The organism is Polycyclovorans algicola TG408, assembly GCF_000711245.1.
GTDB classification, from domain to species: domain Bacteria; phylum Pseudomonadota; class Gammaproteobacteria; order Nevskiales; family Nevskiaceae; genus Polycyclovorans; species Polycyclovorans algicola.
Genome location: NZ_JOMH01000001.1, coordinates 1,698,296 through 1,715,565 on the forward strand (window position 1 = coordinate 1,698,296; position 17,270 = coordinate 1,715,565).

Here is a 17,270-nt window from a genome sequence, read left to right on the forward strand (position 1 = left end):
CAGTCAACGGAGTCGGGGCATGAAGATCAAACGGTTTCTGGCGGGCAGCATGCGTGAGGCGATGCGCCAGGTGCGCGAAGAGCAGGGCCCCGATGCGGTCATCCTCGCCAGCCACACCCGGCAGGACGGCGTCGAAGTGGTCGCCGCAGTGGATTACGACGAGGCGCTGATGCGTCAGGCCGTGGCCCGCAGTGAAGCGCCCACCGTCAAGCCCGCCGCAGCCTTGGCCAAAGCGGCCCCGCGGCCGGTACGGACGGCAAACCCCGAGCCGGCCGAGTCACCGCGCGACAGCCGCCAACTTGAATGGGCCATCGACCCGCAAATTCGCCGCCTTGAAACCGAGCTGGGCGAGTTGCGCGGCCTGCTTGAGGCGACGTTGGCCGCCACCGAAACCCGCATTGCCCAGGCGCACCCCAACCGGGCGCGACTGCTGGCCTTGATGGAACAACTCGGCTTTTCGCCGCGCATTGGCCAGAGAATCGCCGCGACCTTGCCGATTGATGCCGACGAAACCCGCACCCGCTGCCTGCCGGTCGGCTGGTTGGCGAAGCACCTCACCGTCAGCGCCCCGGCGGTGCTGGAAACCGGGGGGCGTGTCGCCCTGATTGGTCCCACCGGCGTCGGCAAAACCACCACGCTGGCCAAGCTGGCGGCCCGCGCCGTGCGCCGCTTTGGCTCGCGTCAGGTGGCGTTGATCTCGCTGGATACCTTCCGCATCGGCGCTGAAGAGCAACTGTCGACCTACGCCCGACTGCTGGGGGTGCCGCTCTATGTCGCCCAGGCGCCCGAGCAACTGGGCGAGCGCCTACGCGATTTGAGCGACTGCCGCTGCGTGTTCATCGACACCCCCGGCATGAGCCCGGGCGACGAACGGCTGGTTGCCTCGCTCGACGCCCTTGGCTGCCGCAGTGACGACATTCAAAGCTGGCTGGTGCTGCCCGCCGGTCAACAGCGCGAAGACCTGGATGCGGCGGTACACCGCTTCAAGCCCGCGCGGCCGACGGCACTGGTGCTGACCAAGCTCGACGAGTGCACCCGGTTGGGCGGCGCGCTGTCGGTTGCGCTGGAGCATCAACTGCCGCTGACCGCGCTGTGTGATGGCCAGCGGGTCCCCGAAGATTTCCATTTGGCCCGTGCCGCCGACGTGGTGTTGCGCGCCATGCAGGTCGCGCGCAAACCGGGCGCCCCCGCCGTGGCCATGCCGCCGCCGATGTCCACCCTCAACGCTGGTCTGGAGCACGTGCGTCATGGCTGAGTCCATCATCTCCCGCTTCACCCAGGCCGCCGGATTGCAGCCCCGTAAAGACGGGCATCGCCCGGTGCGTGTGTTGGCGGTGGCCAGTGGCAAGGGCGGGGTGGGCAAGACCAACGTCTCGGCCAACCTGGCGCTGGCACTGCAATTGGCCGGCGAGCAGGTGTTGCTGATGGACGCCGACCTGGGCCTGGCCAATGTTGACGTGCTGTTTGGTCTGCAGCCGATGTTTCATCTGGGGCATGTGCTCGAAGGTCGTTGCACGCTCAATGAGGCGCTGGTGCAAGGCCCGGCCGGGTTGACCATCGTGCCGGCCGCCAGCGGCCTGAAGCAGATGGCCTCCCTCAGTCACGCCGAGCACGTGGGCCTGATTCGCGCGTTCTCGGAACTGGCGCGGCCCATCGACACGCTGGTGGTCGACACCGCTGCGGGCATTGCCGACAGCGTCACCACCTTTTGCCGGGCGGCGCAGGACGTGTTGATCGTCGCCAACAACGAACCGGCGTCCCTGACCGACGCCTACGCCCTGATCAAGGTGCTGTCACGCGACCACGGCATTCACCGCGCGCAGGTCATCGCCAACATGATTCGCTCGGCGGCCGACGGCTACGAGATGTTCGAGCACCTGCGCCGGGTGTCGGAGCGCTTTCTCGACGTGCAACTGAATTACCTCGGCGGCGTGCCCTACGACGAGTATCTGCAGCGTGCCATTCGTCGCCAGACCGCCGTCGTCGAGGCGTATCCCAGCGCGCCGTCGTCCGTGGCGTTTCGCAATCTGGCGGCAACGATTCGCAAATGGCCGCCGCCGGAAGGTGCGCGGGGCCATGTCGAGTTCTTCGTCGAGCGCCTGATTGGCGCAGGAGCCTTTGCATGAACGCCGTCGTCGAGGCCTATCGCGCCCAGCAGGTCCCGACCCTGCAAGAGCTGATCACCGCCCACCAGCCGCTGGTGCGGCGCATCGCCTATCACCTGCTGGCCCGCTTGCCGTCTTCGGTCGAGGTCGATGACCTGCTGCAGGCCGGACAACTGGGGCTCATTGAGGCCGCGCAACATTTTCGCAGCGACGCGGGGGCCAGCTTCGCCACCTTCGCCGGCATTCGTATTCGCGGCGCCATGCTCGACGAGTTGCGCAAGGGCGACTGGGTGCCGCGCTCGGTACACCGCCGCGCACGCGAGCTGGCTGACGCCATGCGCCGGGTTGAGGCACGCACCGGCCAAGAAGCGGCCGATGCCGACATCGCCAAGGAACTGGGCATCAGCCTCGGCGAATACCACCAGCATGTCGAAGACGCCGCGCGTGCACCGCTGTTGTCGCTGGACGGCGCAGCCGAGACCGACCCGTCGATTCTCGAGCGCCTTGCCCATCACGACTCACCCGAAAGCGATCTGCTGCGCGACGACTTCAAACAGGCATTGGCACGCGGTATCGACCAGCTGCCCGAGCGCGAAAAGCTGGTCATGAGCCTGTACTACCAGGACGAACTCAACCTGCGTGAAGTCGGCGTCGTGCTCGGCGTCAGCGAGAGCCGCGTCTGCCAACTGCACGGCCAGGCCCTGGTGCGACTGCGCGCCCGCCTGAGCGACTGGACCCATCTTTCCGAAGCCGCCTGACCCGAATCACCACCGAGACCTCCCATGAACCCGAACATGAAAATTCTCATCGTCGACGACTTCTCGACCATGCGCCGCATCGTCAAGAACCTGCTCGCCGACCTTGGATTTACCAACACCGCCGAGGCCGACGACGGCGCCACCGCACTACCAATGCTCAAGCAGGGCGGTTTCGACTTCGTCGTCACCGACTGGAACATGCCCGGCGTGACCGGCATCGACCTGCTCAAGGCGATTCGCGCCGAGCCGTCCCTGGCCAAGTTGCCGGTGCTGATGGTCACCGCCGAGGCCAAGCGCGAGCAGATCATCGAAGCCGCCCAGGCCGGGGTGAACGGTTACATCATCAAGCCGTTCACCGCCGTCACCCTCAAGGAAAAACTCGACAAGGTGTTCGAGCGCCTGGCGCAGGCCGCCTAATGCACACCGACCCGCCACCACCGCCGGAGGGGGCGTTGCGCGATGAGTTGCGCGGCGTCACCCGTGCGTTTCAGCAGGCCCTGCATAGCCTGCCGTTGGACACGCGCCTGGTCGACGTGGCGCGCCTGGCCCTGCCCGATGCCTGTGCCCGGCTTGACCATGTGGTGGCGCTCACCGAATCGGCCGCGCACACCACGCTGGACAAGGTTGATGCGCTGCGCGGCAGCCTGGATGCGTCGGGTCGCATCGCCGCGTCGTTGCCCGAACACACGCGCGGCCGGCTTGAGGCACTGATCCGCGAACAGCGTGGCCACTGTGCCGAGCTCGATGCCGCACAGGCCTACCAGGACCTGACCGGCCAGATCATCCGCCGCGTCACGCAGATCATTCGCGGGCTGGAGGCCGATCTGTTGGCGCTGGCCGAGGGGCGCCCGGTGGCGGCGCGCACGCCCGAGGTGGATCTGTCGCGCGGCTGCGGTCCGGCCATCGCCGAGCTTGACGGCGCCGCGTCGACGCAGGGTGATGCCGATGACCTGCTTGACGCCTTGGGACTGTGACCGATGACCGACGATCCCAGCCTGCTCGCCGATTTTCTCAACGAGTCCACGCCCCTGCTCGAACGGCTGGGCGACGACCTGATGCGCCTTACCGACGACCCATCGGCCGACACCCTGAACGCGGTCTTTCGCGGCTTTCACACCGTCAAGGGCGGCGCCAGCTTCCTTGCGCTCGACGTGGTCGTGGCCCTGTGTCACCGCGCCGAAGATGCCTTCGGGCGGGTGCGTGACGGCAAGCTGGAGATCACCGAAGCCCTGATCGACGCCGCGCTGGACGCCGCCCGCGTACTCGACCAACAGGTCGCGGCGCTGCACGACGGCACCGAGCCCCAGCCGGCGCCGGCCGAGGTGTTGGCCGCCTTCGACGTGCTGCTGGGGCAGGGTGTCGAAGAACTGATCAGCGAAGACGAATTCGAGGCCATGCTCGACCAGCTGCAGGCCGGCGGTGAGATTGCCGTGACGCCGCCGGTCGCGAAGGTGATCACCCAGCCGGTGGAAAAGCCCGCCGACAAGGCCGCTGCACCGCGCCGGCCTGACACCCAGGTGCGGGTCGACGCCGAACGCCTCGACCGTCTCATGGCGCTGGTGGGCGAACTGGTGATCGTCCGCAACCGGCTCAAAGCCCAGGGCGGCGAGCGTGCGGACGAGCGGGACGGCACCGAACACGTGCGCCTGCTCGGCGAACTCGACCGCGTCACCCTGCGCCTGCAGGATGCGGTGATGCGCTGCCGCATGCAGCCGGTGGGCCGCCTGTTCAGCCGCTTTCCGCGCGTCGCCCGTGACCTGGCCCGAGAGCTGGGCAAGCAGGTCGAGATCGTGCTGGTCGGTGAAGACACCGACCTCGACAAACACCTGGTCGATGCCCTGGCCGACCCCCTGATTCACCTGGTCCGCAATGCCATCGACCACGGCATTGAAACGCCGGCGCAGCGTCAGGCGCTGGGCAAGTCGCCGGTCGGGCGGCTTTGCCTGTCGGCGCAGCAGCGCGGCGACAGCGTGATGCTGCGCATTGAGGACGACGGCAAAGGGCTGGACCCCGACGCCATCCGTGCGTCGGCGGTGAAGAAGGGCCTGCTCGACGAACCCGCCGCCGCGCAACTGAGCGCGACGCAGGCGCGCGAGCTGATTCTCAAGGCCGGCTTTTCGACCCGCGAAGCGGTGTCGGCCGTGTCAGGTCGCGGCGTGGGCATGGACGTGGTGGCTGCCAGCGTCCGCAGCCTCGGCGGACGGCTGGTGCTCGGCGGTGAGACCGGTCGCGGCACCGTCGTCGAACTGATCCTGCCGCTGACGCTGGCGATTCTGCCGACGCTGCGCACCGCCTGTGCCGGACGCTCGCTGGCGGTCCCGCTGCGGCAGATCATCGACCTGCAGCCGTTCGAGCCCGGCAAGGTGCAGTCACGAAGCGGGCAAGCGCTGTGGTCGGGCACGCAACCGGCGATTCCGCTGTATTTCCTCGATCAATGGCTGGGCGCGCCACAAGGCCCGCGCAAGCTGCTGGTGCGGGTCAGCACCCGCCGCGGCGACTGCGGCCTGGTGGTCGATGCCGTGGAAGGCCGCGAAGACATCGTCGTCAAGCCGCCCGGTGCGCTGCTGCGCGGCCTGCCGGGCTATGGCGGCGCGGCAGTGACCGGTGACGGTCGCATCGCCGTCATTCTCAATCCGGATGAACTCACCGCGCCGGAACGTCCGGCCATGGAGGCCTGAGCCGTGGATATCGTCAGCCTTGCCGCCATCATCCTGGCCATCGTGTCGGTGATTGGCGGCAGCATTCTCAAGGGCAGCGGCGTGACCGCATTGCTGTCGGGTGCGGCCTTCATGATCGTGGTGCTGGGCACCATCTCGGCGGTGTGTCTGCACACGCCGGGCGCGACGCTCAAGCGCGCCATGGCCATCGCCAAGTGGGTGTTCATGCCCCCAAAAAGCAATCCGCATCAGGCCATTGAACAGATCGTCGAGTGGAGCAACACCGCCCGCCGGCAAGGGTTGCTGGCGCTGGAAGCCTCGGTGGACGCGCAGCCGGATGACTTCATCAAGAAAGGCCTGCAGATGCTCGTCGACGGCGCCGAGCCGGAAACCCTGCGGGCGACGCTGGAGGTCGAAATCAGCGCCAAGGAGCATCACGACCTGGCCGCCGCCAAGGTGTTCGAGAGCGCCGGCATCTACTCGCCAACCCTGGGCATTATCGGTGCCGTGATGGGGTTGATGGCGGTGATGCAGAACCTTGCCGACCCGTCAAAACTCGGCGCCGGCATTGCTGCCGCCTTCGTCGCCACGATTTACGGCATCGGCTTCGCCAACCTGTTTCTGCTGCCCATGGCCAACAAACTCAAGGCCATCATCCATGCCCGCTCGCGCGACCAGGAGATGCTGGTCGAAGGTCTGGTGAGCATCGCCCGCGGCGAAAACCCCCGCAACATCGAAGCCCGCCTGTCGGGCTATCTGCACTGACCGGAGCGCAGCCATGGCCCGCAAGCAACCCCACGAAGATCACGTCAACCACGAAGCTTGGGCCATTCCCTATGGCGACCTGGTGACCCTGCTGCTGGCATTTTTTGTCGTGATGTACGCCGTGTCGTCGATCAACGAGGGCAAATACCGCGTTGCGGCGGCATCGATGTCGGCCGCCTTCGGCGGCACGCCCAAGTCACCGATGCCGATCCAGATTGGCGATCACCTCGCCAAGGGCGACGGCGGTGACCAGAAGGCACCGCCGCTCAATGCGCCGGCGCACCGCCAGGAAGGTCGTGAAATGTTGCAGCGCAAGCCCATCTCACAGGCGCGGCCCGACGTACGTCCGCTGGCCATGACGCCCGACGGTCCAGCGTTGAGGGTGCAGGCCGAGGCCGCCGTGGACCCGACCCTGCAGGCCATCGGCGATGAAATCATCCAAGCCCTGGCGCCGCTGCTGGCCGACGACATGGTGCGCATCGTTCACCGTCACAGCTGGCTGGAAGTCGAGATCAACACCGACCTGCTCTTCGCCAGCGGCTCGGCCGATCTGGCCCACGACGTGCTGCCGGTGATGGACGAGATCGGCCGCATTCTTGCCGGCTTCGACAACCGGGTGCGGGTTGAAGGCCATACCGACGACCGGCCTATCAGCACCCGGGTGTTTCCGTCCAACTGGGAACTGTCAGCGGCCCGCGCCGGCACCGTGGTGCGGCGGCTGCGGGATCAGTCGGTGCTGCCCGGTCGCCTCTCGGTGGTCGGTTACGGCGAGTTTCGACCGCTGGGGGTGAACGATACCCCTGAGGGCCGTCGCCAGAACCGCCGCGTCACGCTGATTGTGCTCGCTGCCGAACACACCGAAGTGGCCGATGCACCGGCCTCCAACGACACGCCCGAATCATGAACGCTCTTTGTGCCAACGCCGCAAACGACACCGCATTTCCCCCCGGTCCGTGGTTACTCACGCTGCTCGCCGGCAAGCGTTACGCGCTGCCTGTGCCGTGGCTGCGCGAGGTGATGCGCGGCCAGCCGGCCGACCCCATCCCCGGTGGCCCGCCGGCATTGCTGGGGGTGATGCACGTGCGCGGCGAGGTGCTGCCGGTGCTCGACCTGCGCCTGCCGCTGGCGCTGCCGCCGCACGACCCGGAACAGGTTGGCACGCTGGTGATTGTCGACATTCACCCGGAAAGCTTTGCCTTGCGGGTCGACGCGGTGGCTGACGTGATCAAGATCGAAGCCGACACCATCGAGCCGCATCACATTGGCGTGCACCCACTGGCGCTTTGCGGGTTTGCGCGGACGCCGCAGGGGTTGGTGCAGATGATTGACCCGCGGGCGTTGTTGCCGGTGGGGGTGGCGTTGATTGGGGCTTGAAGGGGGGCGCTTTTGTAGGTTTCATCGGCCGCGCTGCCGGTTTTGACGGGCCTGCTGGTGAGCTGGGTTTCATGACCGTCACGGCTCGTTCTGATGGACCTGTCGGCCGGGATTGCCCCCGGCGGTGCAGTTCCCTTTCTTGAAGCACCAAGAAAAGTAACCAAAAGAAGGTGCCCCACTGCCGGGCCCCGCTGTCGCGGGGTGCCCTGCGCTTCTCGCAGGCGCGGGGCCTCGCTTCAACTCGCTGCGCTCAGACAACCGCGAGTCTGATCCCGCCCCCGCTGCGATGCTCGGCCCGGTCAGACGGGGGTAAGAAGCAAGAAGCCCGCAGCGCTGCTTCAGACAGTTCCCCTCTCCCACTTTTGTGGGAGAGGGTGGCCCGAAGGGTCGGGAGAGGGCGCGCCATAGGCGCGTGTCGAATCCAGACGCGAAGGTCTCCGGCACCCTCCGGGCGCCGCCCTCTCCCCTAGCCCCTCTCCCGCAAGCGGGAGAGGGGAATACAGATTCGCCCGTTTTTGACGTTCTCCCCCTTTGTTTCGGCCGAGCATCGCAGCGGCAGGCGATCAAGGCTTGCGCTTGTCTGAGCGATAGCGAGTTGCGCAAGCCCGCCTGACGCGAGAAGCGCAGGGACCTTTGGGCTACAAGCCCAAAGCCGAAACATGGGGTGTCTCTTTTGCTTACTTTTCTAGCAGTAGAAAAGTGAGTGCCCCGCCGGGGGCAGTCCCGGCCAACTGAACCATCAACCCGAGCGTTGAAGGTTTTGAAACCCAAAACGACGCAGCGAGCCTGCTGATAGGCGTCGCCGGCGGCAGTCCCGGCTGGCACCACTTTCAAAAGCGGTGAGCGCTTTGAAACCAAACAGGCGCAGATCCGCGCCTAAACTTTCGGTTAGACGCAAAGCGCGCTGCTTTGAAGCAGACTCCGGCAAAACCAAAAGTCAGAGGAGCGTCGTGATGCAATTTACCCAAGGTCTGCACCGCGCGGTGCAGCAGAAGCCCGATGCGGTCGCCACCGTTTGCGGTAACCGGGTCAGAACCTTTCGTGAACTACACGTCCGGGTCGCGCAACTGGCCTCCGGCATGCGCGAGATCGGCATTCGCCAGGGTGATCGGGTGGGCATTCTGGCGCTGAACTCTGACCGGTACCTTGAGGCGTATCTGGCCATTGCCTGGCTGGGCGCGGTGGTGAGTCCGGTGAATTTCCGTTGGAGCCCGGCCGAGATCATTTACTCGCTGAAAGATTCGGAATGCAGCGCCCTGTTTATCGACGACACCTTTGCGCCGCACGCGCCGGCGCTGCGGGAAGGGTGCCCGCTGCTGCGCACCTTGATTTTCTGTGGTGATGGCGCGGCACCGGAGGGCGCCCGCAACCACGAAGCGCTGATTGCCGGGCATGCCGCCATTGAGGACCTGGAAGTTGGCGACGACGCGTTGTTCGGCATTTTCTACACCGGCGGCACGACGGGCGCGCCCAAGGGCGTGATGCTGAGCCATCTGAACGTGTGCAGTTCGGCCCTGAGCCTGCTGGCCGAAGGCGCGCTGCCGGAAGGGGCGGTGGGCTTGCACGCCGCGCCGATGTTCCATCTGGCCGACATGATGCTGATCACCTGCCTGCTGCTGCGCGGCTGTGAGCACGTGATGCTGCCGGCATTCAAGCCCGATGCGGTGCTTGACTTGATCGAGTCGCGCAAGATCACCGACCTGTTGCTGGTGCCGGCGATGTTGCAGGCGCTGGTGGATTTTCCGGCGACCAAGGAACGCGACACCAGCAGCGTCAAGCGCGTGATGTATGGCGCCTCTCCAGCGTCCGAGTCGCTGCTCGACCGCGCCATGGCAGTCTTGCCGAGCACGCAGTTGATGCAGGTTTACGGCATGACCGAAACCTCGGCGGTGATGACCGCTCTATCGGACGCCATGCACCGCCCCGAGTCGCGGCATCTCAACAAGGTGCGCTCCGGCGGCCGCAGCAGTTATCACGTGCAGGTGCGCGTGGTCGATGGTGACGATCAGGAAGTGCCGCGCGGCGAAGTGGGCGAAATCATTGCCCGTGGCCCGAACATCATGCAGGGCTATCTGAACAAACCCGATGCCACTGCCGCCGCCCTGAAAGGCGGCTGGATGCACACCGGCGACATGGGTTTTATGGACGCCGACGGCTATGTGTTCATCGTCGACCGGCTCAAGGACATGATCATTTCTGGCGGCGAGAACATCTACTCGGTCGAGGTCGAGAACGCCATCGCCAAGCACCCCAGCGTCGCAGCCTGCGCGGTGATCGGGATTCCCTGTGACGACATGGGTGAAAAAGTGCATGCCACCGTGGTGCTCAAGCCGGACGCGACGCTGGACCAGGACGCCCTCTACGCCCACTGCAAGGGGCTGATCGCCGGCTACAAGTGCCCGCGCAGCATGGACGTTCGCGATGCCCTGCCGATCTCGGGCGCCGGCAAAATTCTCAAAACCGAATTGCGCAAGCCTTTTTGGGAGGGCAAGGCGCGCGGCGTCGCCTAGCGCGCCACTTCCCCTGCGCTCAGGACAAGTTCACCCTGCAGGACCCACTGTCGCGGCCTGCTGATCAGCCGTCTCGGTGATCGTTCAATCCTTGTGACGGAGTAGCGCCGTGAAAATATCCCTGTTGATTCCCTGCCTTCTAGCGGGCCTGTGGATGGGCAGCGCGTCGGCCGATGACCACGGCAAGCTCACCGATGAGCAGCGCGCCCGCATCGAGGCCCGCTGCGCGGAAAATCCCGAGCGTTGCGAGAAGATCAAAGCGCGGCTCACTGACGCCAAAGCCCGCTGTGAGGCAGATCCCGCCGCCTGCGAAGCGCGCAAGCAAGAGATCAAGGCGCAGATGAAAGTGCGCGCCGAAGCGCGGCGCGAAGCCTGCGCGGCCGACCCGGCCGCCTGTGCCGAGAAGCGTGAGGCGATTCGCGAAACGCTGAAGGAGCGGCAGACCCAGTAAGGCGGGCTATTGCGGCACCTGCACGGTGCCGCTGCTGCGCACCACCGCCTCGACACGCTTACCCGAGCTGAGATTTTTCACCGCGATGCGCTGGCCGACACTGCCGTCGGCCAGCGCTTCGCCTTGCATGCGGATGGTGACCGCCGCCGTTTGTACTTCGATGGCAACCTGGTCGCCACGCCGCACGGTTGGCGCCCGAATGACGTCGGCTGGGCCCAGCACGCGTCCAGCGGGCAGGGCGCGGCGGGTTTGAAGGCCGAGCACCGATGCCACGTCGTCAAAGGTGCCGTAGCCGGCTGCAGTCGCATCGCGCGTGACCTGTTCGACATCATCGACACCCAGCGTGGTGTTGCCGGCGACGCTGCGTTTCAGCACCACCACCGCAGTGCCTCCGCTGGCGCGTACCGGCACGTAGAGCTGCCAACTGGGCTGCCCGCAGCGCAACACCACCGTGGCCTGTCGGTCGCGAACGCTGACCCGTTCGTGCGTCAGGGGCTGTTCGCAGCGTGCGACCTGCACCCTCGGATCAAGGCTGGCAGTGGCCGGCGCAAAGGGTGCAGCCTGCTCGGCGGTGGACCGCAAAACATCGAGCGGCATGGTTGCCTGCGCCGCCGAGGTGCCCACAACGATGCAGAGGATCAGCCATGCTTTCATGCGCATCGCTCTGCGGCTGGCGTGCATCTCTGGGCGCTGCGGTGCGGCTGGCCCGACCAATGGGCGACCGCGAAAAATTGCGCCGTTGGCCCTCAAGTGTCGGGCCCGTCAGCCGATAGGCCGTCCATGAGCGCATTACTTGATCGAATCGACGAGCAGACCCGCCTTGCCGGCCATAACCGTCTGGCGCTGTTGATCTTTGGCCTGGGTGGCGATGTGCGCTATGCCGTCAACGTGTTCAAGGTGCTGGAGGTGACCCGGCCCGGCACCCTGACGCCCGTCGCGGGGGTGCATCCGCTGGTCCAGGGGCTGGCGGAGCTGCGCGGGCAGCTGATGCCGGTGATCGCCCTGCCGCAATGGCTGGGCGGGGTGGCGCCGACCCAGCCGCAGTGGGTGGTGACCGAATTCAACGGGCGCCGACAGGCGTTCATCGTCGCCCACGTCGAACGCATCGTGCATGTCGATGTTGCACGCCTGCAGGCGCCCGGCCCCGATGCCGGCGAGGCGCTGACCGGCTTGGTCGAAACCCCGCAGGGCTGGCTGCACTTGCTCGACTTCGAGCACGTACTGGCCGGCATCATCGGGGAGCCTGCCGAGCTGCCCGAAGCGTGGCAGGGCAAGCTCGGCAGTGACGCGCCGGAAGTGTTGGTCGTCGACGATTCGTCAGTGGCACGCGGCCAATTGCAACGCACGCTGACGGCCTTGGGCGCGCAGCCGATTCTGCTCAATGACGGTGCCCAGGCGCTGGCGTGGCTGCTGCAGGCGTCGGAAAGCGGACGCCTGGCGCGTGTGAAGCTCGTCATCTCCGACTTGGAAATGCCGCAGCTCGACGGCTACGCGCTGACCGCGCGCATCAAGGAACACCCACAGCTCAAGCATTTGCGGGTGCTGTTGCACAGTTCATTGTCGGGTCGCTTCAACACCGACCTGGTGGCCAAGGTCGGTGCCGACCGTTTCGTGCCCAAGTTTTCGTCAGAGGCCCTGGCCAAGGCCATTCTCGAAGACCTTTCAGCGGTCTGATCGCGCCGCTGGCGCCCCCGTCGCCGCCCCTTTGCAGGACCCGACACAGGTTTTTCCGTCGAGGCACCCGGCAATGAGTGGACCCCTGGCAACACCGCTGTTCGGCATTCACGAGGCTGCACTGGGTTTGCAGTCACGCCGGCTGGAGCTGATCAGCGCCAACATCGCCAACGCTGACACCCCCGGGTTTCAGGCGCGCGATGTCGACTTCGCCAAGGCGCTTAGCCAACAGCAGCCCGCCAACGTGCTGCGCACCGGCGCACACGACTATCAGCGTTTTTCGGCCCAGCCCTCGCTGGACGGCAACCAGGTTGATCTGCCCATGGAGCAGGCGGCGTTTGCCGATGCCGCGCTGCGCTACCAGGCCAGCCTGCAATTTCTTGAATCCCGGGTGCGCGGCCTGATGACCGCGCTCACCGGTCAATAAGGCCCCTCGCCATGAGCAGCTTCCGCATCTTCGACATTGCCGGCAGCGCCATGCAGGCGCAGTCGGTCCGGCTGAATACCGTGGCGTCCAACCTCGCCAACGCCGACTCGGTGGCGACCCGCCCCGAAGACGCTTACAAGCCGCGCATGCCGGTGTTTCAGGCAATGCTCGATGCAGAGAACGGCGCCAGTGTTGGCGTGCAGCGCATTGCAGAATCCACTCGCCCGGCCGAAGCCCGCTTTCAGCCGGGTCACCCGCTGGCCGACGCGCAGGGCTATGTCTACGCACCCGCCGTCAATGCCGTGGAAGAGATGGTCAACATGATGTCGGCCAGCCGTTCTTACCAGTCCAGCGTCGAGGCCATGAATACGGCCAAAGAGCTGATGACCCGCACCCTCAACATCGGTCGATAACCATGGACGCCCTTTCCGCTCTCACCTCCGGCAGCGCCGGTGGCGCCACGCAAGCGAATCCGTCGTTGGGCCAGCAGGATTTCATGCGCCTGCTCATCGCCCAGTTTCAGGCGCAAAACCCGCTGGAGCCTTTGGGCAACACCGAGTTCATTGGCCAGCTGGCGCAGTTTTCGGTGGTTTCTGGCGTGCAGCAGCTCGACAGCAGTTTCAAGGACTTCGCCACCCAACTCACCGGCGACCAGGTGTTGCAGGGCGCCAGCCTGCTCGGCAAGCCGGTGCAGCGCTACAGCGACGCGCTGCGCCTCGATGACGACGCCAGTGCGGCGATGAGCTTTGACGTGCCCGCCGGCGCCCAACGTGTTGAGGTCGACATCGTCAATGCCAACGGCGTGCGCGTTGCGCAACTGGTCAGGGACAACCCGGCCAGCGGTGAGCTGAACCTTGCGTGGGACGGCCGCATGACCGACGGCACGCGTGCGCCGGCGGGTACCTATTCATTGCAGGCACGGGCCGTCGGTGCCGACGCCAGCGCGTCGTTGACGCCGCGTACCGAGGCCATCGTCACCGGGGTCATTCCGTCACCCGAGGGCATGCAGTTGATGCTCGATGACGGCACCCGTGCATCGCTGAACGACATCACTCAAATCCGCGCGGCGCGCTAGCCCGCACCCCTTTGTTCCGAGGAGTATCGCCATGAGCTTTTCCACCGCGCTTTCGGGTCTCAACGCCTCCACCCGCGATCTGGCCGTGACCGGCAACAACATCGCCAACGCCGGCACCACCGGCTTCAAGATGGCCCGCACCCAGTTCGCCGATGTGTACGCGTCGTCGTCGCTGGGCCTGTCGTCGACGCAGGCCGGTAGCGGCGTGCGGGTGGCGGGCATCCAGCAGCAATTCAGTCAGGGCAACATCGACTTCACCAACAACGCGCTGGACTTGGCGGTGAACGGCGAGGGTTTCTTCACTCTCAATGCCAATGGCGAGACGGTGTATTCCCGCGCCGGCGCGTTTGGGCCGGACCGTGAGGGCTACGTCACCAATCCGCAAGGCCACCGATTGCAGGTGTATCCGCCGCTGGCCAGTGGCGGCTTCGACACCGGCCGCCTCACCGACCTGCAACTGCAGGTGGGCGACGCGCCGCCGCAGCGCACGTCGCGCATCGAGGCCGACATCAACCTGCCGGCTGCGTCGGGCACCGCGCCCGCCGTGGCATTCGATCCCGCCAATGCCGACAGCTATGCCCACACCACCAGCCTGACGGTGTACGACTCGTTGGGCTCGGCGCACACCGCCAGCCTGTACTTCGCGCCCACTGCCACGCCGGGTACCTGGGACGTGCACACCGTGATTGACGGCGCCGTGACCGGGGCGGCCACCCAGGCCAGCTTCGATGCCGATGGCAATCTGCTCACACCCGCCGGCGGCAGCTTCGTCTTGCCGCCGGTCCCGCAGACCAACGGCGCGACTGATCTGGCGCTGACCGTTGATCTCTCGGGCGCCACCCAGTTTGGGGATCGTTTCAACGTCGCCGCCCTGACCCAGGACGGTTATGCCACCGGGCGCCTGACCGGCATCGAAGTCACCCCCGAAGGCATTGCCCAGGCGCGCTTCACCAACGGCCAGGCGCGTGCGCTGGGTCAGGTGGCGATGGCGACCTTCGCCAACCCGCAAGGCATGCAGGAGCTGGGCGACACGGTCTGGGCCGAAACCTTTTCCTCGGGCCCGGCGCTGCGCGGCGTCGCCGACAGTGGCAGTTTCGGTGCCATTCAGGCTGGCGCGCTGGAAACCTCGAACGTCGATCTCACCGCCGAGCTGGTGCACATGATCAGCGCGCAACGGGCATTTCAGGCCAACGCGCAAATGATCACGACCACTGATCAGATCACCCAGACCGCACTGAACCTGCGCTAAGCCGGCTTGCAGGTAGGAGCTCACTATGGACCGCGCCGCCTACATCGCCATGAATGCCGCTTCGGAAGCGCTGCGCGCGCAGTCGATCACGGCACACAACATCGCCAACACCGGCACCTCCGGCTTCAAGGCGTTGCTGACCCACACCGAAGCGAAGAACGTCGACGGGCCGGGTTGGCACTCGCGGGTCAACGGCGTGCTGCAGCCCGAAACCTGGAACGCCCGGGGTGGCGCGCTGCAGAACACCGGTCGTGATCTGGATATCGCGCTGGCCGACGACCGCTGGCTGGCCGTGCAGACCGAAGCGGGCGGGGTGGCTTACACGCGCAACGGTGCGCTGCAGATGACCGCCAACGGCCAGGTGCTGGACGGCGAAGGCCGCCTGGTGCTGAGCGACAACGGCCCGCTGACGCTGCCGCCGCACAGTGAATTGATGATTGCGGCGGATGGCACTGTCAGCCTGACGCCGCAGGGCAGCGAGGCCAACGTGCGTGCCCAGGTCGGCCGCCTGAACGTGATCGAGGCGGCGCCGAACGAACTTCGCCGCCGACCCGACGGTTTGTTCGAGCCGATGGCAGGCGTCGAAGCACGCCCGGCAGCCGGCGCGGTGATGGTCAGCGGCATGTTGGAAGCCTCCAACGTCAATGCCGCCGAACAACTGGTGGCATTGATCGAACACAGCCGCCGCTTTGAACTGGCGACCAAGGCGATGAAAACGGCCGACAGCCACGGCGAAATCGCCCAGTCACTGATGCGCATTCGTTAAAGGAATTCTTCGTGAACCCTGCACTCTGGATTGCCAAAACCGGCCTCGACGCCCAGCAGACCCGTCTGTCGGTGGTGTCGAACAACCTCGCCAACGTCGGCACCACCGGCTTCAAGCGCGGCCGTGCCCAGTTTGAAGACCTGCTGTACCAGACCATTCGCCAGCCGGGTGGGGCGACCAGCCAGCAAACCGATTCGCCCACCGGCCTGATGCTCGGCACCGGCGTGCGCACCGTCGCCACCGCCAAGGAATACGCGCAGGGCAACCTGCAGCAAACCGGCAACAGCCTCGATGTCGCCATCGACGGCCGCGGCTTTTTCAAGGTGCTGATGCCCGACGGCAATGCCGCCTTCACCCGTGACGGCTCGTTCAAGACCAATCCGCAGGGTGAGCTGGTGACCGCACAGGGCTACACCCTGGAGCCCGGCATCGTTGTGCCCGACACCACCCAGAGTTTGACCATCGGTGCCGACGGCACCGTCACCGCGCAACTGCCGGGACAGGCGCAGCCGGTGCAGATCGGCACACTGACACTCTCCGATTTCATCAATCCCGCCGGCTTGCAGGCACGCGGCGAAAACCTACTGGTGGAAACCGCCGCCAGTGGCCCGGCAAACGAATCTACCCCCACGCTCAACGGCCTTGGCGGTCTGGTGCAGGGCGCGCTGGAAAGCTCCAACGTCAACGTCGTCGAAGAGCTGGTGGCGATGATCGAAACCCAGCGCGCGTATGAGATGAACTCCAAAGCCATCTCGGCCGCCGACGACATGCTGCGCTTCATCACCAACCAGCTCTGATCGGCCATGAAAGCGCTACTGCCTCTGGTTCTGCTGCTGACCGCCTGCGCCGCCCGGCCGGTGGCGCCAGACCCCATGCCCGAGGCCGAACTGCCGCCGTTGCCGCAGGCCGAGCCCGGCGCCATCTACAACGACGGCATCGCGCTGGACTGGTTTGCCGACACCCGTGCGCGTGATGTGGGCGACGTGCTCACCGTGTTGCTGGTTGAGCAAACCCAGGCGCAGACCAGCAGTGCAACGACGACTGGCAAAACCAGCAGCGCCACCTTGACCGGCCCCAATGTGTTCGGGCGACCGGTGACCCGTGGCGGTGTCGAGATTCTCTCCGGCAGCCTCGGCGGCGACCGCAGCTTTGAAGGCGGCGGCGACTCCACCCAATCCAACCGCCTCACCGGCGCGCTGTCGGTGCGGGTGATTGAGCGGGATTCGCGCGGACTGCTGCGCGTCGCCGGGCGTAAGCAGTTGGCGCTCAACCGTGGCGACGAAATGCTCGAGCTGTCGGGCTGGGTGCGCCCCGAAGACATCAACCCCGACAACACCGTGCGCTCCGACCGGGTGGCCAGTGCCCAGGTGAAGTACGCCGGGCGCGGCGCGCTGGGCGATGCCAATGCCCAGGGCTGGTTGAGCCGCTTCTTCAATTCGCCGTTCTTCCCGTTCTGAGG

Annotated in this window: 20 protein-coding genes; 19 read left to right on the top strand and 1 reads right to left on the bottom strand. The window is 66.2% G+C overall.

The genetic code is table 11. From position 1 onward, the window contains the following. The first annotated feature begins 19 nt into the window (after positions 1 to 19). The 11 genes from flhF (at position 20) to U741_RS17725 (ending at position 10,620) form a co-directional block, all read left to right on the top strand. The gene (gene flhF / locus U741_RS0108190; protein WP_052378625.1) at positions 20 to 1,255 is read left to right on the top strand and encodes a flagellar biosynthesis GTPase FlhF; all 1,236 of its coding nucleotides are present in this window, start codon (positions 20 to 22) and stop codon (positions 1,253 to 1,255) included. Then, positions 1,248 to 2,126, top strand: coding sequence for a MinD/ParA family protein (locus tag U741_RS0108195; protein ID WP_029889994.1), 879 nt, complete (start codon positions 1,248 to 1,250; stop codon positions 2,124 to 2,126). The genes flhF and U741_RS0108195 overlap by 8 nt, the downstream gene beginning before the upstream one ends. Continuing rightward, positions 2,123 to 2,863: an RNA polymerase sigma factor FliA gene (locus U741_RS0108200; RefSeq protein WP_029889995.1), complete on the top strand. Its 741-nt coding sequence runs from the start codon at positions 2,123 to 2,125 to the stop codon at positions 2,861 to 2,863. Before U741_RS0108195 ends, U741_RS0108200 begins: the two co-directional genes overlap by 4 nt. 24 nt (positions 2,864 to 2,887) lie before the next feature. Beyond that, positions 2,888 to 3,280 carry a chemotaxis response regulator CheY gene (cheY, locus tag U741_RS0108205; RefSeq protein WP_029889996.1) on the top strand — a complete coding sequence of 131 codons (393 nt, stop codon included), beginning with the start codon at positions 2,888 to 2,890 and terminating at the stop codon, positions 3,278 to 3,280. Continuing rightward, entirely contained in the window at positions 3,280 to 3,837 is a 558-nt protein-coding gene (locus U741_RS0108210) for a protein phosphatase CheZ (protein ID WP_052378626.1), read from the top strand. Before cheY ends, U741_RS0108210 begins: the two co-directional genes overlap by 1 nt. Before the next feature lie 3 nt (positions 3,838 to 3,840). Next, on the top strand, positions 3,841 to 5,541 hold the full coding sequence (locus tag U741_RS0108215) for a chemotaxis protein CheA (protein ID WP_029889998.1): 1,701 nt from the start codon (positions 3,841 to 3,843) through the stop codon (positions 5,539 to 5,541). A gap of 3 nt (positions 5,542 to 5,544) precedes the next feature. Then, the gene (locus U741_RS0108220; RefSeq protein ID WP_029889999.1) at positions 5,545 to 6,285 is read left to right on the top strand and encodes a flagellar motor protein; all 741 of its coding nucleotides are present in this window, start codon (positions 5,545 to 5,547) and stop codon (positions 6,283 to 6,285) included. A 13-nt stretch (positions 6,286 to 6,298) separates the two neighbouring features. After that, positions 6,299 to 7,189, top strand: coding sequence for a flagellar motor protein MotD (gene motD / locus U741_RS0108225; RefSeq protein WP_052378627.1), 891 nt, complete (start codon positions 6,299 to 6,301; stop codon positions 7,187 to 7,189). After that, the gene (locus U741_RS18330; RefSeq protein ID WP_052378628.1) at positions 7,186 to 7,659 is read left to right on the top strand and encodes a chemotaxis protein CheW; all 474 of its coding nucleotides are present in this window, start codon (positions 7,186 to 7,188) and stop codon (positions 7,657 to 7,659) included. Before motD ends, U741_RS18330 begins: the two co-directional genes overlap by 4 nt. A gap of 953 nt (positions 7,660 to 8,612) precedes the next feature. Further along, positions 8,613 to 10,169, top strand: a complete 1,557-nt coding sequence (locus tag U741_RS0108235) for a long-chain-fatty-acid--CoA ligase (RefSeq protein ID WP_029890002.1) — start codon at positions 8,613 to 8,615, stop codon at positions 10,167 to 10,169. A gap of 109 nt (positions 10,170 to 10,278) precedes the next feature. Next, positions 10,279 to 10,620: a hypothetical protein gene (locus U741_RS17725; protein WP_152551544.1), complete on the top strand. Its 342-nt coding sequence runs from the start codon at positions 10,279 to 10,281 to the stop codon at positions 10,618 to 10,620. Positions 10,621 to 10,626: 6 nt separating this feature from the next. Here U741_RS17725 and flgA read toward each other — a convergent pair whose 3' ends face one another. Next, positions 10,627 to 11,274 (bottom strand): flagellar basal body P-ring formation chaperone FlgA, encoded by a 648-nt coding sequence (gene flgA, locus U741_RS0108245; protein ID WP_161776160.1) that lies wholly within the window; start codon positions 11,272 to 11,274, stop codon positions 10,627 to 10,629. Between the two features lie 126 nt (positions 11,275 to 11,400). Between flgA and U741_RS0108250 the strand changes: the two genes are divergently transcribed. From U741_RS0108250 to U741_RS0108285, 8 genes are all read left to right on the top strand, one after another. Further along, positions 11,401 to 12,294: a chemotaxis protein gene (locus U741_RS0108250; RefSeq protein ID WP_029890004.1), complete on the top strand. Its 894-nt coding sequence runs from the start codon at positions 11,401 to 11,403 to the stop codon at positions 12,292 to 12,294. 73 nt (positions 12,295 to 12,367) lie between these two features. Beyond that, complete coding sequence (gene flgB, locus U741_RS0108255) at positions 12,368 to 12,721, top strand: flagellar basal body rod protein FlgB (RefSeq protein ID WP_029890005.1); 354 nt, start codon at positions 12,368 to 12,370, stop codon at positions 12,719 to 12,721. An 11-nt stretch (positions 12,722 to 12,732) separates the two neighbouring features. Further along, the gene (gene flgC / locus U741_RS0108260; protein ID WP_029890006.1) at positions 12,733 to 13,134 is read left to right on the top strand and encodes a flagellar basal body rod protein FlgC; all 402 of its coding nucleotides are present in this window, start codon (positions 12,733 to 12,735) and stop codon (positions 13,132 to 13,134) included. Positions 13,135 to 13,136: 2 nt separating this feature from the next. Then, positions 13,137 to 13,796 (top strand): flagellar hook assembly protein FlgD, encoded by a 660-nt coding sequence (locus tag U741_RS0108265; RefSeq protein ID WP_052378630.1) that lies wholly within the window; start codon positions 13,137 to 13,139, stop codon positions 13,794 to 13,796. Positions 13,797 to 13,827: 31 nt separating this feature from the next. Next, positions 13,828 to 15,045: a flagellar hook protein FlgE gene (flgE, locus tag U741_RS0108270; RefSeq protein ID WP_029890008.1), complete on the top strand. Its 1,218-nt coding sequence runs from the start codon at positions 13,828 to 13,830 to the stop codon at positions 15,043 to 15,045. Between the two features lie 25 nt (positions 15,046 to 15,070). Further along, positions 15,071 to 15,811 carry a flagellar basal body rod protein FlgF gene (locus U741_RS0108275; RefSeq protein ID WP_029890009.1) on the top strand — a complete coding sequence of 247 codons (741 nt, stop codon included), beginning with the start codon at positions 15,071 to 15,073 and terminating at the stop codon, positions 15,809 to 15,811. An 11-nt stretch (positions 15,812 to 15,822) separates the two neighbouring features. Then, a complete protein-coding gene (flgG, locus tag U741_RS0108280) occupies positions 15,823 to 16,608 on the top strand; it encodes a flagellar basal-body rod protein FlgG (RefSeq protein ID WP_029890010.1) in 786 nt (261 codons plus the stop codon). 6 nt (positions 16,609 to 16,614) lie between these two features. Continuing rightward, a complete protein-coding gene (locus U741_RS0108285; RefSeq protein WP_029890011.1) occupies positions 16,615 to 17,268 on the top strand; it encodes a flagellar basal body L-ring protein FlgH in 654 nt (217 codons plus the stop codon). Positions 17,269 to 17,270 lie beyond the last annotated feature (2 nt).